Consider the following 16,047-nt stretch of genomic DNA (forward strand, 5'->3'; position numbering starts at 1 on the left):
TATTTGGCTCTTTTTATAAAAACAATCTCTCTTCTTTTTGAGAAGAGAGATTAGGGGCTTAATTATAAGAAATAGAATATTGAACACTTCCTAACACAGTACCCGCTTCAGCCTGACCTTCAGCATAATAACGAACGGCATAGTCATGAGTTGCCGATTTTTCATTTTGTTTTAATACTAATCCAGCATTAGATTTAGTACCTGTTACATCAAGTGCGGCTTTACTACCAGTTGGTTCAATGAGTTCTAAAGAAACATTAGTTGCCGTACCAGTATTACCAACGCGGTTACTGGATGTAATATTGTTAGCAACAAAAATGGTGTTGATATTTGTATCTGTAGTTGTCGATCCTGTACAGCCACTCACTGCGATGGTAAATGGTGTTTCACCAGCAGTACTACCTGATGATGCTAGGTCTTTCTTTGATACTGTTGGCAATAAAACAACAGGTAACGCGGTGTTTCCATTAATTGTTACAGTACATGTTTCATCAGCAACTTCGCCTTGAAAACGTATTGTATTATTAGAAGCAGCTATTGCATTAGAAGAAACAATACAGGCTGCGATAACTAAATATTTATTCATGATTACATTCTCTCCATTCAAAAATATGTAATTTTTATTTGCTTACAAAAAAGTATTAAATTGATACAAGAAAAACTAATACATTATTTATTAAAGATGCTAAAAGCCATCTCATTAATAAGTTAATGAGAGGTATTTAAAGGAGATGTTTAATTTTTCTTTGTTAGGAAAATAAAGTTATGAGAATGAATTTCATTTCTTTATTATCGTTACCACATTTAAAAATGTATCCCTATAAATACAAGGAAATTTAAATCAAAAAAATATTAACATAACTAATACTCACTTAAAAGGTGTGAAAAACAAATTTAGGGATGTAAATACTTTCAATTTGAAACAATTAAACATATTTTGATACAAAATCTTAAAGCATAAAAATAATTAATGATAAATAAGTGATGCTTATTATTTTGAAAAATCAAAAGGCTAATTAAATAAGTAAAAATGAATCACTCTAAGTTAACTTAGTTAGACTAATTTAAATTTAGGATAAGTAGAAAAACGTATGTAATAAATTTTTTAGTAAAAAATGTTTCCGCCTAAAAATTAAGATAATTCTTAATTCGTTATATAGAAAAGTAATAAAAAGCAATTTTTGATGGTGCATCTAATAAGGTGACTCGCTTTCTATGTACCTTATATTTCTTTTTGAATGTATCTGAATGTTGAGATGAAAATAATTTAAATTGTTGGTGGTGTTATTGTATTTAGTTGTTTTTATTGGAATTATATTCGGTTTTTAATTTTTTATTGATTGGGTTTTCTTGGGGGAGGTAATGATTATTTTTAATATATTAAATACTCGTTTTATTGGTAAAAATATGTCTTAAACATGAAGTTTAATAAGACTTAATACTTTAGTTTTAAAAGTCAGTAAGAGAATTTTAATAGTGATACTGAAGGGTATTAATAGCATCTCATTTAATGTATGACCCTTGATTAAAATTCAATGCTAATATTTAGTATCAGCCAGTTATATTAAAGTAACTAAATTATATTGATTAAACCATTATCACATTAAAAATGAACTAATTAATTTGGTAATGATAAAATAATATGCTAGTTTTGATTTTGTGAGGATAATGTTTAAGTTTATTATTTAATGTTAATTTTATGATGTGATTTTGTTTCTTAATGCTTGGGGTTTTTTAAAATAACATTTTATGGTGAAGAGATACAAAGGACTTCCCAATGAAATATAAAATTATCTACAAAGACCAAATTATTGGGATGAGCGAACTTGAAAAAAGTGACCCGCCAATGGGATTTGTCTTTGGTGAATTAGTACCAACACCGTTTTATAAACCCAATATCAGTACCGTGAGCTGCAAACTGTATTGCAGTGATGCCCATGAAGAGATCCTTTGTAAATCTATCATGATTGAAGATCATTCAGACAAGTTTGGTGAGCAATACATCGAGGTAACGGTTTTAGTCGAGTCAGCAGAAGAGTTCGAGAAATTTTTTAAGCATCATCTAGACGCTTATGAAGAACAATTTATCTCAGAAAAATAGTGGAGAATGAATGTAACCATCTCTTTAGATGCAATTTAAAGAGATGGTTAATTTTTAAAGGGAAGGAAAATAATTTAAGTGATGATCAGCCGCTTTAGTTATTATTTAGAATAATCACTGTTTGACCAGAAAACTCACCTAGGTTATTCCCAATCAATGGTGACGGTGGCGGTGGCAGAAGCGGCGCCAGATTTAAAACCTTCTCCAAGCGCACAGAGGCTAAAACGGTAAGGGACTTGATGTGAACCGACGGTAAGTCCACCTAAATCCACGACATTTCCTGGTTCAGGGTTTGTTCCAGAATTAAAATATATACCATTAGAGGAGCATGCTGAGTAAATTGATTTAATTGATGCTCGTATGGTTGCAGGAGCAACTTCACCGGTGGCATCCATCGTCATTTTTAAGTCATTCGCATAACCTTGAGTGTTTCCCTTAAGTGTTAATTTAGCAGGAGTAACAACGTTATTATCACCGGTACAATTTATGGATAAATTTCCATCCACTACCCCTAAAACATCCTTACGATTCCCACCAGGTGTACCTGAAGTATTGCCTTCCCACTCCCAAACATTCACTTTGCCGAAATCAATCTTAGGTGGTGTAGAAATAGAGCAGGATAACGGAGTTTTTACTGTGATAAATCCTGCTGAAGAAAGGGGGATCCCAGTTTCCATATATAGGCCAGCATAGAAAGCAGGGACACTATACTTCCCTGGCTGTGCATTAGGCCCCACATAAATAGCAACAGTTCCATTAAAAGAGAGGCTTCTTCCTGCCCCCATCGGGTTAGGAAAACTATTATAAGATGTCCCTGTAACACAATATGTAAATGGGGATTTTTGGATCACTGCTCTACCCGTCGCAGTCGTCTTTCCATAAGAATTAAACGTGGCTCCACCATTATCCCCTCCTCCTCCATAAGTATTAGCAGTCGCATCTTTTACAATAAAAAGGATGTCTTCAGCAATCTTTAAGCCTGTATATTTACCATCTGATGATGTATATGTTGTACTTGCACGATTAAAAACAGAATTATCATCTGTACTGCGAATATTAAAGGCAAAACAGCTTTGGTCCATTATAGTTTGGTACCCCCAACCGGTTGCTGAACGATATGTATCATTAACAGCATTGCTCCATACTAAACCACCTCCGATATCATATTCACCAGAAGGCCCGCTAAGAGATAACGCTTGAGGCTGACCTAGCAAAAAGAAACAAATACTCCCAATTAATTTATAAAAATAATATTTCATATTTTATTAATCCTTTTATTACTCAAAGTTTGTCCATTGTGAAAATGGAGATTTTTCTTCATTCGCTAGGTCTTCGAATGTCTGTATTTCTGAAGTCAAGCTAACGGGCTCTTTTGCTGGTAACGCCATTTCTGTTTTACTTTCAGTACCGCAGGTATATGTCACTTGACGGATTGGCATATCCGCAGAGACATCAATATGACGTAAATCGAACTTCACCTGACATTGCTGTGCGGCGGTCTCTCCCCACTTCACCAACAATTCCCCCGTTTCTGGTAACCCAGTGAGGTACACCTGCCCGGCATCCCCCACAATGCTGCTAATGTTGTCAGCGCTGTTATCGGAGGTTAAGGTCGCAATCGCCCCAAAGGGCACATATTTGGCCCCCTGTTTTAAGGTCATTAACACTTGGTAACCAATACGGGTACGGAAACTGGCTTTCACCACAGCACCTTTGGTGGGGTAAACGTTGGTATTGGATTGCGGTAAATCGACATTTTCAGGCAGTGTGCTTGGGTCTAAGCCAATGCTGTTTTTGTTATAGTCGGAAAGATAAGGTGCCACGGCATAGCCTCGCCAATCCGTGACAGCAGAACCGCCATTAACACTGACCCCTTCGGCGCCCGGCGCGCTGATAAGCGCAACTGAATCCCCCATAGAGCGGCTTAATGTCAGCCCTTCGGCGTGCAGTAATGCACCGCCGCTGGCGTTCATATTGATTGACTGGGAATTATTGCTGTAGCTATAACCCGTGCTGATGCTGCCTTTATCGCCTTGGTAGCCCGCATTCAGGTTGGTGTTGGCAATTTGCCCTTTATTTCCCCAGCTTTGTGATGCGCCATAAGACAGCTTGCCATCCAGCATGTTGCCGCTCAGGCCGCTATTATTTTGCGTGCGCCCATTTTGGTCATGGCTCATGGAGTAAGTGGCATAAATGGACTGCAAATCACGGTCTTGGGTAAACACACTGAACGGCACGCTTAAGTTAAAAGAGAGCTGGCGGTTTTCCGGCCAGTGATTGCGGCTGTCTTTCACGCGGTCGATATTGTAGTTCACACCGTAACTGACCCCTTTAAAGCTGTTGCTGTAGCCCATGGATAAACCGGTTAAGGTTCGGCTGCTGCCCCAGTAATCATCGCGGTTAGCGCGAAAATGCAGTGAGCCATACTGTTGCATCTGTTGGCTGAGTTGGGTTTGGAAGCTGCTGCGACGACGTTGCAACGTCCACGGGCTAAGACCCTCTTCAAGGCGATAACCTTGGCTGTTAAATTCGCTGAAATTATAGAAATGCTCGGTGGAGTAACGTAATGCGGTTAAATCCACTGACGTGCCTGTTGCCATTAAGCTTTTTGAGTAACGGATACGGTAAGATTGCCCCGTTTTTCGCTCGCTAGAGCTAGACACAGGGTTGGAATAAGTAAATTTAGCCGATGAGTGAGTGACGTCCGTGGAGACGGCACCGAAATCCCCTAACGAGACCCCGGCTCCCGCACTCAGTGATTGATAATCTTTTGCCAGCAAGGCGCCGCCATACACCGTGACATCGTTATGCAGCCCATAAACAGCGGTACCGAGAATAAAGTCAGAACGACGCGAGCTGGTGGTCAAGTTACCGTTATAACGACCGGAGGCCACTTCGTATTTCCAGCCGCCGGGGCGCAGCATCACGGGTAAGGATGAATAGGGCACCACAAACTGGCGTTCAGCGCCATCGGCTTCGGTGACCGTGACGTCATAATCCCCGGATAACCCCGCTTGCTGGATATCATTGATATAAAAAGGCCCTGGAGCCACATAGGCTTCATACACGATATTGCCATTTTGGCGGATAGTGACGCGGGCATTGCTGTTGGCGACACCACTGATCGCCGGCGCATAGCCGCGTAATTGGCTTGGCAGCATCTGCTCGTTGGAAGTCAGCTGCACGCCCTTAAAAGGCACACCATCAAACACATCGCTGCCCGTGCTGCTTTCACCCACTAACAATGTTGAGCGCAATGCCCGAATATCCCGTGATAGGGTGGTATTGGAAAAGTAGGTTTGGGTGTTGGTCGTGGCCGATTGGTTCTCGCTCCCGCTGTATTCAAAGCGAGAGTGGGTGAGGTTACTGCGCAGACGCCACGGCCCTGCATTGGCACCCAATCGTGCGGACGCAAATACGTTGGTATTTTGATTTTTTTTGCCGTGGTCATAGCGGCTCGTGGTGCGACCGGCGCTGACGTTATAGTTCGCCATGAGTGCCGGAATGCCATCGTCCCATAATGACGGATCCGCATTACGGTTGACTTGAGATTGCATCGCTACTTGCGGCACGCTGATGTTTAATCGCAAGCGTGACAAATCTAATCGGGTTGTCGCTTGTGGGATCAGTGCGCCTAAATCTGAAATAAACTCGCCGTTAGGTAAGTCTTTCAGGACAGGAATTTGCGGCACATTGACCCCAAAGGTGTCGAGTTGCTCAGGGGTTAATTCCGGTGCGATTTCACCGTGGGCATTTTTGATAAAATTAAGCGTGAATTGTCCCACGTCCTGTTGGTTCACAAATACGGAAACGGTGTATTCCCCTTCGGCAACGCCACCGGCTTGTGAGAACGCGGATAAATCCACGTCTGTGTTTTCACCCACCACCCCTAAAAAACTGGGGTCAAAGTAATCTTCGGCCTGTGTTGGCGCGACCGCCAATAGCAATAGACACGCCAGCGGGTGATAACGGAAAAAAGGATTTTTTGGCTGGTGTTCAGCAATTTTATGGGCTTTTTTCATGATCTTCCTTTATCTTGCGAATGCAAGAATCCCCCCGTTGCCAATGCGCATCGGGTGAATGTGTTTATCTGTCGGTTGTGGTTACATTGCTGAGAGTTGGCGTGTTCTCATTGTGTCGGTTCCGCCATCGTCTTCCATGAGCTGCCAATGAATGTCGTTTGCGACATGGCTGGCATCAAGGGGCCACTGCGCCTCCCCAAAGGGAGGGATCATGCGTGAGGAACTTAAATTCAGGGCGTTTTTCCCCACCGACAGTGACGCTAACGTGACATAAAAGGGCGTCGGGTTTTTCAGGGTTAGCGTATTTTTTGTGCGCTGAAATTGCAGCTGTTCGGCGATATTGTCGAGATGATGTTCCGGTAATCCCGCGGGGCGATAAAACAGCTTCAGATTGTTTTGTACCGCCAGGATCATTTGCGCGCCTTCAGCCGCCTCTTTTGACTGGGCGGGGATGGCAGTCAATGATAACTGCGCAATCGACTCTTTATCTTGCGCGAGTAAATGATGCTTTTGAAGAATACGCAATGTGAGCGTTTCGCCCGGTTCGAAGCGCTGTAACGGCGGTAAGGCAATAAATGCCGTCAGGTTTTCATCCACGGTTTCGGTATTCTCGTTCGCCGTTTTGCTTGATGAATTCCCTTCCCACGGCAAGAGGCGCGCCTGTAATAAATACGGTATCGCCGTATTATTGGTGATAGTGTACGTCACCCCGTTTTTGGCATCATGGGGGTAAATCACACGGGTTGAATGCAGTGTCAGCCCATTAATTTGGTCTTGGATGTTATTTGCCAACACAGGTTGGGTAAAAAGTGCCGCCAATAGGGCAACTCCACTCATCAGGCGATACAACACAGGTTTTATCATCTTCAATAACTTAATGTTTTTCATCGCGAATATCTCCTGATTGAATCTTCCCCTGATACGCGGTGCTCATATCCCCATAATCGGTAATCACTCTCCACTCTGCGTGTGTGGCACCGCCGTTGACGGGGTACGTTTGGGTGGAGAAGGGCGCAATCATAGGGCCCAGCTCTCGTACATCAATGGGGTGCTGATCCACACTCAATTGCGCCAACGTGATGTAATACGGCGTTGAGTTACGGACTTCAAGCTGTTGACCTTGCTGGCGAAAAACCAGTTGGCTTGAGGCGGTTTCGACGCTCATGGGGAACCCTTTCGGGCGATAAAACAGCTTGATAACGTTGCGGATCCCCACCGAAACTTGCGCACTGGTCATCTCACCTTCGGGGGCACTCGCTTTTGTGGTGGAAGGGATCGCTAATAAGCTTAAATAAAACACGGATTCTCGGTCTGTCGGCAGCTCCGCGGTACCATTACGTACAATAAGCAGTGTGCTTTGGCTCTCTTTTTCTAAGCGAGACATCGGTGGTGTCACAATAAACGGGGGCGCGGGTTTGTGGGCATTCCCCTCTGGCGTATTGAGGACGTCAGCTTTGATTAAGTAAACCTGCGAACTGCTGTTTTTGATGGCAAGTTTTGTATTTGGATTGGCAGCATCAAAGACGACACGAGTTTGAGCCAAACGCAGCCCGCCTTCTGCGGCAAAGGATAGCGTTGAAAAACTGCTGCATATCAACAAAATAATAAGCGCGCGATAGTCAAAAAAACGATTCGAAAACATGCTGATTACCCAATTAGTCATATACGAAGCTAAACGTGACGGTTGCGATAAGTTCACCGTTCTGTAAATTGTCACTGGCGGTGCAGGTGCCGCAGGCCAGCTCGGCAGTAAAATCAAGCGAGCTGTTTAAGCTTGCGACATCGCTGGTTCCACCCGGTGGCCATGTTTTGATGGTAATGACCTCATTGCCGGATTTGGCCGTATTGTCATTGGCATTGAAAACCTTATTCCCCGTGGTGGATAGCTTAAAGCCATAGCCTTTTGTGGTGCTGGATGCATCGGCATACAGCGGTTCATTGTTATCCGCGGTGAATGTGTTCCCTTTGACCGCAATTCTGGGTGTTAAAAAATAGCCCTGGCACCCTGAGAGGGTTAACGTGAATCCGCTACGTTGCGGACTTTTCAGAATTTCATCGTAGGGCAGTGGTGCGCCATTGTTATACGTGACGGTACTTGGCACCGTCACATCGCAGCTACCGCCATAAAAAAAAGCGGAAAATGAGAGGGTGGTTGAGGCACTGCCTGCCTGTAATTCACTGGCTGGTAATAGCAACCCTACAATCACGCTGAAGAAAGAAAGTTTTCGTATCATTGTTATTAACAGCCTTCAAAATCAGTGATAGATAAAATTAAACGTTAGTGAGGCGGTTAACTCGCCACCTTGTAAGCCATCGGCGGTACAGGTTCCACAACTGACGGTTGCTTTCAGGGGAATTTTTCCATCCAATGTGCTGGCAAAGGTTTTACCCCAGTTTGTGGTGGTGAGTGCCTTAATTTCTTTATCCGTTGCCAGGTTGTCACTTTGATTAAAATTACTGTTACCGTCTGTGGATAATAAAATGCCATAGCCTGTACTGGTGCTGCCGGGACTCACAAACAGCGCTTCACCGGAGGCATTATCGGTATCTCCTTGGATGGTTATCGAGGGGGTTAACCCGTAACCTTTACAGCCCAGAATGGTGAGATCAAAGGTTTCGCTGATATCACTGGTGGTGGTGATATCTTCAGCAGGAATAAGATCCCCGTTACGGATCGAAACCGTCGGGGGGGCGGTAATTTGGCAGCCACCACCGACAATGCTGGCACTGATTTTGGTGGAGGCTGTGGTAGCCGCCATCGCGGATTGCCCCAGACTTGCCCCATACAATGCGGTGGGAATGAACAGGGAATAGAGTGACTTTTTAGTCAGTGTCATGATGATTTCCTATTTTTAGGTCTTACTGAAAAATAAGGTTAAACGTCAATGAGGCTGAGAATTCACCGGGGATGGCTTCCCCATCCACGGGCCCCACTAAACCCACGAGAAAAGTCTCTTCCGTTTGGTGATGGTTCTCTTTGGTCAGTGGTGTTAAGGCAATCTGTTCACCGCGTTTAAAGGCTTTGCTTGTGTCATAAAAATCACTCAGGGAGAGCGGCGTGCCATCACTGAGGCGTAACATAAACCCTGTGCTATTTGGGGTTCCATCCAAGAAAATTGAGCTTTCGTTATAGGGGGTATTTCCCTGTAACGTAATTTTTGGGGTGAGATTTCCCGTTTTATCCACACAGATAAATTGCGCTTTCAAGGGCTTAATTTGATGCGTGGTCACTGCGCCTTGAAAATCGGATGTGCGCATTGGTGTAAATTGCAATGAGTTAGGAATGCGAATTTCGCACCCAACATCATCGGTAATGAGCGCTCTAATCTCGGTATTTTCGGCCAGTGCCATGTGCCATCCGTTAAGTAACACGGCGAAAAAAAACATGCATAATTTATTGAATTTGCGCATGAAACTCGTCCTTTCCGCCATAGTCATTAATGGCTTTCCATTCAACCGAGCCTTGTCGTTGAACATGGGAATAGGTGATGCTGCTAAACGGCGCAATCATGTTATTTCCCTTTTTGGTACTCAGAGAAACGGGCTTATTGGCAATTTTTACGCTGTCTAAGGTGATGTAGTACGGGGACGGATTGGACACTTGAACCCCATTATTTACACTCGAAAATTTCAGTGATTTCATCGCTTGAGGCTGGGTCATGCCTAACTGATTCGGGCGATAAAACAGCTTGATGATGTTTCCCGTCGACACTTGTACGGCACCATCAATATGATTTTGTGGGGTATTCAATCCTTTTTCGCTGGTCGGCATGGCGACGGTACGAAAATAAAAAACAGATTCTTTATCTTGTGGGAGCGCCACATTTTTTTTCATTATGCGGACTTGATTCGTGGAACCAGACTCTAGTCGGAATAACGATGGCGTCACCATAAAGGGAGTCTCACCATTGTCGCCATAGGGGGTTCTCAAAATCTGTGCTTTGACCAAATAAGGCGTAAGTGATTGGCTCGAACTGGTAATTCCCACGCTTTTTCCGGTGGTGTTATCACTTTCTGAAAAGATAATTCGAGTGGTGTCGATAGCGATCCCGGCTATCGATGAACCTGATAGCAATAGCAAGCCACCGCAGATCCCTTGCATAAATCGGTTATTTCGCATTTGTCTATCCTCATAGTTTTCGTGGCAGAATATAGGTAAGACGGAGCCCGCCTTACCTCAATCGACTGAGTTAATTAAATCGAATTAGTCAACGATATAAGCCACTAAGATGGGTGCGCTGTAGGAACCTGCTTCAGGTGCATCTGTTGTCGTTGCCATACCAACTTTGAAGGTGTATTGCGCGTCAGTATTTTCTGCACCAATGTTAAATGCGATTTTTTCGCCATTAGTGACAGTTTTATTCGCTTCGTTTTCAATCATAAAACCAACGGTTTTCGAATCGTCAGAAACAAAGAGGTTACGTTCGTTGTTACCTACTGAAGTAATACCCTGAATGATCAGGTTGCCGTTTTCACCCTTGGTGCAACCGACTAAAGTCACTGGCATCTCAACGGTTGTAGAGGACATTGCATTAACAGCGGCAAAATCTGAATCTGCTTCACCCACAGACGTTTTTAAAACACCCACGTTTAAGACTGATTTACCGCCATTGATGGTGACTTCACAGGTTGTGTTGGTCAGGATCCCTTGCAGAGTCACTTCTGCAGAAGGTGCTGCCATTGCGTTTAAACTTACACAGGAAGCGCCAGCAAATAATGTTGTTAACGCTAATTTTTTAAAAGCCATATTGAAATTCCTTTATATATAAAAAACGAAATAAAACATACTTCAAGAAATCTGTGAAAGTGGTGATATCTTTACCCACATTCACAGTAAAAACAGATGCGCTCATTAAACTAACAGCAAGCGCATCTACAATGATTTTTCACTGATTTAATTTCTTTAATAAAAAAACAATAAATAGCTTTAAATAAAGCTATTTTAGAAGTATTGATTAAAACAAATGGAAAATACCCATATGGAGTGGGTTTTTAAAACTGTTTTTTATAGATTAAAAAACACTAATTTCAATTAATTATTTTTTTAATTGAGAATGAATGATAATAAGCTTTAATTTAAATGATTTTAAATTAAACGCTAATTTAGTGTTATTAATCCACTGTGATTTATTTTGAAATTAGAGCGCCATGTTGCTCAAATAATAAATTAAACTCATCGTAAAGCTCTGGTTCCTTGGCTTCTATGCGTTCAGAAACAAAGAAGAAGAACGATTCTAAAGATACACCCAAATAATGAAGTAAAAGACATAAGGTAGATAAAGTTATTTCACAGATACCATTTTCATAGCGTGAAATTTGTTGTTGGGAAACTCCAATGAGTGAGCCTAATTGTCTACCTGATAATAATTTTTTCCTTCTTAAGCTTGCAATTTCATCTGCGATAGCTTGAGAAAATGATTCTGTAATTCTCTCTATTTTTTTCAAACTCATCATAAACCTTAAATAAGAATCAATTTCAAAACATATTAAATAAAACAAATGCGTAAGCACATATCTGTTTTTATTTTTAAACAAATTAAGAGTAAAAAACAATAGGGTGAAATTTGACAATATTTCCAACCAAAGCATGATTTACACATTATCCTCAATGTGAGTTTGTTAAAATAAATAAATTACAAAAGGTTACGATATCCTTACTCGTAATATGGCTTAATGCGGCTTAATATGGTAGCGATAAATTCTATTATAATTCTTTTTTGTAGGTGATTTTAGATTTATATGTCGTCAAAAATATATTTTCATAGTTACATTTTAAAAAATCAAAGAATATTAATACGTAACAATGAGGAATATAAAAATAACAATAAAATTCAGATGTATAGGCTATGCATCATTCAAGACATGCTTAGTAACAATTATGAATTCAAAAAATGAAATATACAAAATATGTCGAAATGTTATTTCGATTACATTTAATGACATTGAATTTGACTTAAGTTGTTGATGTTTGTGATTCAGATCACTTTAAGATGTATTGAAAATGACACATTCATTTAAGACGCGGGTTTTATTTATGGGGTTGAAACAAATTCAGATTATTGTTGGTCATACCGACATTTTTTGATGGGAATTGATGACATGATGTTTCCATCACTCATCAAGCAAGAATCGCAAAAGTAACCGAAAAGAAATCGAATTTGCAGGTATAATCTCTCCAATTTCATTCAACAGGCTTAGATACCAACATGGCAAAACTCACCTTACAAGAGCAAATGCTCCAAGCAGGACTCGTCACCAGTAAAAAAATGGCGAAGGTACAGCGCACAGCGAAAAAATCACGAGTACAGGCTAGAGAAGCCAGAGAAGCGGTAGAAGAGAATAAAAAAGCACAGCTTGAGCGCGATAAGCAACTGAGCGATCAACAAAAACAAGCGGCACTGACGAAAGAGTATAAAGCTCAGGTGAAGCAGCTGATTGAGATGAACAAAATTGATGTGGCGAAAGGCGATATCAGCTTTAACTTCACAGATAATAACCTCATCAAGCAAGTGACCGTCGACAAAACAACACAAAACCAACTTATTAGCGGCCGTCTCGCTATTGCGCGTTTAGCGACTGACAATCCAGAAATGAGCACTTACGCAATTATTCCTGCGAGTGTGGCGGATAAAATCGCTCAACGTGATGAAAGCAGCATCGTATTAAATAACGCCTTGAGTCAGGAAGAGCAGGATGAAGACGATCCGTACGCAGATTTTAAAATTCCTGACGATTTAATGTGGTAGTTGTTTAGAACGGGCTTTTGCTGTGTGCGTGAATGGGTTTTCCAGTTATCGGATGAATAAAATTCAATTCACTGGCATGCAGCATCAGCCTCGGCGCAGGTTCAATATCTGCAGGCAGTATGCCTCCATACAGATCGCACCCCAAAATAGGATGACCGAAAAGTTGGCTGTGAATGCGCAGCTGATGGGTTCGTCCTGTTTCTGGAATAAATTTCACCCTCGTCAGTGGTAACTTACGTCCATCGTCTAGCTCACGATAAAACCGCTCAATTACCTGATAATTGGAACGTGCCGGTTTACCGTGAGTCACGCAAATCGACATTCGGGGAAACAGAGCCGGATCTTTGGCTATCGGCGCATCTATCACACCATGATCATTTTCCACATGCCCACATAGTAATGCGCTGTAGGCTTTCGTCACGGTTCGCTGGCTAAACTGTCGGCATAACTCTGCATTTATGGCTTTATTGCGAGCCACGACCATGACACCAGAAGTACCAAAATCAAGGCGGTGCACTAGGGTGCATTCAGGGAACAATTGAACGAGCCGGTAATGTACTGAATCGAGATTTTGTGGATTCTTTCCAGAGAGGCTCAGTAGCCCTGAAGGTTTATTGATAATAATAAGGTGCTCATCCTGCTCAATGATTTCAATGTCATCATGGCAAGGGGGCGCAATAAAGGTATCAATAATCGTCGACATCAGGTTATCCAGATAAAAAGTGGCTATGGATAATACCCAATTTTGCGCTATCTGACGATAATGTTATTGGGTGTGTAAAACTAAAGGCATAGTCTGGGCAGGCATTGTGTTTTATACTGCGCGCTGTGAAATTGAGTCAATATAGAGGGTGGTATGGCAATGAACGGAACAATCACAACGTGGTTTGAAGATAAAGGTTTTGGGTTTCTCAAAGATGAAAACGGGGATAACCGTTATTTTCATGTGATTAAAGTTGCCAACCCAGAACTGATTAAAAAAGGGGCGGCGGTTACGTTTGAGCCGACCACAAATAATAAAGGCTTATCCGCCTTTGCGGTTAAAGTGATCCCTGAAAGCAAATATATCTATATTGCTGGCGAGCGCATTAAGCTGACGGCTATCAAATCATTCCGTATCTATTATGAAGATGTTCCTGCAGATACACGTATTGATAAAGAAAATACCGTGTTATCGATTGGTGCACTAATGAACAGTATTAAACCTAAAACGAATATTAAGCCGGGAGCAACTCGAGCGCTGAAAAAGCTAATTATTGAAACCCAGCATGGAACAACATTAACGTTCTCTGAAGATGAGATTGACGTGGATGAAACCATGAAACAGCTTAAAGGTGTTAAATAGCTTTCGACTGAATTAAAAAATCCCCCAATTCCATTGCCTCTCTTTTAGAGGCAATGCTTTTCCAGCACTATCTACGATACCCTTTCCTAAATTTGAATGAAAAATCAACAAACGATCTAAAAAGATAATATTTTTAATAAGCCATCGCTACATATTAAGCAAGATGTATTAATATATGCGCGAATCGCATTCTGATACGTCCAATTTATAGTACCTTTATGGCATACAATCTGGATTGTAAATATTATGATGCGGGTTAGTTGTTGTTAAGTTGATAATCTAAATGAAAATTATTGCGGAATAACGAATTAAGCTGTAGAAATATATTTTTATATTGGTATATTACTCATCTCATGGGTTTTTTATTTTGCAAAAAACAATTTAGCTGTTTCAAATTGTAATTTGTTGTAATAAATGATGTATTTTATCTCGTTTTTATAGAGTTTTACTCCTCCTACGTAAATTTTATTTTAAAAAAATAAAAAATATATTAAATAAATTGAACAAAGCTTTATTTAATATATATCAGTTAGTTAATTCTACTTATCATATTAGGTGTACTCGCACTCGTTGTATCTTAATAAAGCCCGACGATCAATAAATTACTATTTGATAGGTAGTACCTATCAAAATAATCTTGTTCGATCGGTATAAACGTTTTTACTCTTATTTTAATGTATTTATTATTAATGGAAATTAAATAAATTGTTTCTTTATATTGGAGTGTGGTTAATGAAATCTAATATAATTAGTGGTCAGGTGGGAGCTTTTTTAAGAAAATCACGTAAAGAAAAGAACATGACGGGAAAGCAACTGGCGAAATTAATAGGAATCAGCCAGCAACAGATATCAAGATATGAAATGGGAATCACTGCGATTACTTTAGATCAGCTTGATGTTTTTTTAAGTATTCTAGATAAACGATGGGTCGATGTCATTAAATATGTCGAAAAAGATACTGACTCTGAAAAAAGAATGGGTAATAAAGGAAGTGCGAGTAAATATACTTCCTGGGGAAATTACTCAACAAAAACCATCATAAATAACTGCTAATTTTTCCTCTTAAATTAGAAATAAAATAATCAGTTAATTCTGGTTATTTTATTAAGCATATTCTCTGGGAAATTCGATTGTTTTTTATAAAACACACAATGAATGTGTTTTTTATGCTATGCAATTAAATTTTTCTTCATGGATATTAAATAGAGAGAACAACATGTTAAATAAAAAAATGGCATCTGTTTTGCTATCAACAATTATTGCTGCTTCCTTTGCTACAGTTGCTAATGCTGACACTCGTACTGCTCAAGCGACAGCAACATGGCAAGCGACCGCAATTAAAGATACGACAAGTATGCTGGTTGTTACGCCATTAAAAAGCTTAACATTTAACTATGCAGAAGGTCAGAAAAGCTTTAACCAACAAAATGGCGCATTTGATATCGCTATTCAAGGTCAATCAGGTGCAACAGATTTTAAATTAGCATCAAAAATCATTTCTAACACTTTAGCGAGAACAACAGATGATTCTAAATTAACTGTTGGCGTTAAATGGAATGGTGAAGATCTGAATAAAACGACTGACACTGTGTTAATCGATACTTCAAAAGGCTTAACATCAGGTTTAGATAACTTAGCTGCAGATGGTATCTACAATGGTTCAGAGCGTGCAACTGACCGTGGTGAGTTCACCTTCGTTATCGCTAGCGCGGAAGCGGCTGGTGCAGCGACAGACTTCAAAGCACTGACCGACGGTTCATGGGATGGTGATGTTAAAGTTCAGTTCACTGCAACTTGGGATGGTACTTTCACACCAGCTCCTTAATTGATTAT

At 40.8% G+C, this 16,047-nt stretch carries 17 protein-coding genes; 5 read left to right on the forward strand and 12 right to left on the reverse strand.

Annotation, left to right across the window (positions count from 1 at the left end; all coding sequences use genetic code 11):
* Positions 1–58: 58 nt before the first annotated feature.
* Entirely contained in the window at positions 59–586 is a 528-nt protein-coding gene (locus HFU86_RS01175; protein ID WP_036950066.1) for a fimbrial protein, read from the reverse strand.
* A 1,191-nt stretch (positions 587–1,777) separates the two neighbouring features.
* Here HFU86_RS01175 and HFU86_RS01180 point away from each other — a divergent pair.
* Complete coding sequence (locus tag HFU86_RS01180; RefSeq protein ID WP_187128554.1) at positions 1,778–2,101, forward strand: hypothetical protein; 324 nt, start codon at positions 1,778–1,780, stop codon at positions 2,099–2,101.
* Positions 2,102–2,244: 143 nt separating this feature from the next.
* Here the strand turns inward: HFU86_RS01180 and HFU86_RS01185 are convergent, their stop codons facing one another.
* From HFU86_RS01185 to HFU86_RS01230, 10 genes are all read right to left on the reverse strand, one after another.
* Positions 2,245–3,360, reverse strand: coding sequence for a hypothetical protein (locus tag HFU86_RS01185; protein ID WP_187128555.1), 1,116 nt, complete (start codon positions 3,358–3,360; stop codon positions 2,245–2,247).
* A gap of 18 nt (positions 3,361–3,378) precedes the next feature.
* Positions 3,379–6,123, reverse strand: coding sequence for a fimbria/pilus outer membrane usher protein (locus tag HFU86_RS01190; RefSeq protein ID WP_187128556.1), 2,745 nt, complete (start codon positions 6,121–6,123; stop codon positions 3,379–3,381).
* 81 nt (positions 6,124–6,204) lie between these two features.
* Entirely contained in the window at positions 6,205–7,011 is an 807-nt protein-coding gene (locus HFU86_RS01195; RefSeq protein WP_187128557.1) for a fimbrial biogenesis chaperone, read from the reverse strand.
* Positions 6,998–7,765, reverse strand: coding sequence for a fimbrial biogenesis chaperone (locus HFU86_RS01200; RefSeq protein WP_255425917.1), 768 nt, complete (start codon positions 7,763–7,765; stop codon positions 6,998–7,000). Before HFU86_RS01200 ends, HFU86_RS01195 begins: the two co-directional genes overlap by 14 nt.
* Positions 7,766–7,778: 13 nt before the next feature.
* Positions 7,779–8,357 (reverse strand): fimbrial-like protein, encoded by a 579-nt coding sequence (locus HFU86_RS20035; protein ID WP_187128559.1) that lies wholly within the window; start codon positions 8,355–8,357, stop codon positions 7,779–7,781.
* A gap of 21 nt (positions 8,358–8,378) precedes the next feature.
* The gene (locus HFU86_RS20040; RefSeq protein ID WP_187128560.1) at positions 8,379–8,960 is read right to left on the reverse strand and encodes a fimbrial-like protein; all 582 of its coding nucleotides are present in this window, start codon (positions 8,958–8,960) and stop codon (positions 8,379–8,381) included.
* A gap of 22 nt (positions 8,961–8,982) precedes the next feature.
* On the reverse strand, positions 8,983–9,474 hold the full coding sequence (locus HFU86_RS01215) for a fimbrial protein (RefSeq protein WP_255425918.1): 492 nt from the start codon (positions 9,472–9,474) through the stop codon (positions 8,983–8,985).
* 43 nt (positions 9,475–9,517) lie between these two features.
* Positions 9,518–10,243 carry a fimbrial biogenesis chaperone gene (locus tag HFU86_RS01220; RefSeq protein WP_187128562.1) on the reverse strand — a complete coding sequence of 242 codons (726 nt, stop codon included), beginning with the start codon at positions 10,241–10,243 and terminating at the stop codon, positions 9,518–9,520.
* A gap of 84 nt (positions 10,244–10,327) precedes the next feature.
* Positions 10,328–10,870 carry a type 1 fimbrial protein gene (locus HFU86_RS01225; RefSeq protein ID WP_132496812.1) on the reverse strand — a complete coding sequence of 181 codons (543 nt, stop codon included), beginning with the start codon at positions 10,868–10,870 and terminating at the stop codon, positions 10,328–10,330.
* 380 nt (positions 10,871–11,250) lie between these two features.
* On the reverse strand, positions 11,251–11,712 hold the full coding sequence (locus HFU86_RS01230) for a helix-turn-helix domain-containing protein (protein ID WP_230082482.1): 462 nt from the start codon (positions 11,710–11,712) through the stop codon (positions 11,251–11,253).
* Positions 11,713–12,329: 617 nt separating this feature from the next.
* Here HFU86_RS01230 and HFU86_RS01235 point away from each other — a divergent pair.
* A complete protein-coding gene (locus tag HFU86_RS01235) occupies positions 12,330–12,869 on the forward strand; it encodes a DUF2058 domain-containing protein (protein WP_036950360.1) in 540 nt (179 codons plus the stop codon).
* Positions 12,870–12,873: 4 nt separating this feature from the next.
* Here the strand turns inward: HFU86_RS01235 and HFU86_RS01240 are convergent, their stop codons facing one another.
* The gene (locus HFU86_RS01240) at positions 12,874–13,572 is read right to left on the reverse strand and encodes an RluA family pseudouridine synthase (RefSeq protein WP_187128563.1); all 699 of its coding nucleotides are present in this window, start codon (positions 13,570–13,572) and stop codon (positions 12,874–12,876) included.
* Between the two features lie 159 nt (positions 13,573–13,731).
* Here HFU86_RS01240 and HFU86_RS01245 point away from each other — a divergent pair, with 159 nt between their 5' ends.
* From HFU86_RS01245 to ecpA, 3 genes are all read left to right on the forward strand, one after another.
* Complete coding sequence (locus tag HFU86_RS01245; RefSeq protein ID WP_181477794.1) at positions 13,732–14,214, forward strand: cold-shock protein; 483 nt, start codon at positions 13,732–13,734, stop codon at positions 14,212–14,214.
* 732 nt (positions 14,215–14,946) lie between these two features.
* Entirely contained in the window at positions 14,947–15,267 is a 321-nt protein-coding gene (locus HFU86_RS01250; RefSeq protein ID WP_187128564.1) for a helix-turn-helix domain-containing protein, read from the forward strand.
* A 163-nt stretch (positions 15,268–15,430) separates the two neighbouring features.
* On the forward strand, positions 15,431–16,039 hold the full coding sequence (gene ecpA / locus HFU86_RS01255) for a common pilus major fimbrillin subunit EcpA (RefSeq protein ID WP_108478643.1): 609 nt from the start codon (positions 15,431–15,433) through the stop codon (positions 16,037–16,039).
* The last annotated feature ends 8 nt before the right edge of the window (positions 16,040–16,047 follow it).

Origin of the sequence: Providencia sp. JUb39, assembly GCF_012272845.1 — a bacterium.
Taxonomy (GTDB): domain Bacteria; phylum Pseudomonadota; class Gammaproteobacteria; order Enterobacterales; family Enterobacteriaceae; genus Providencia; species Providencia lanzhouensis.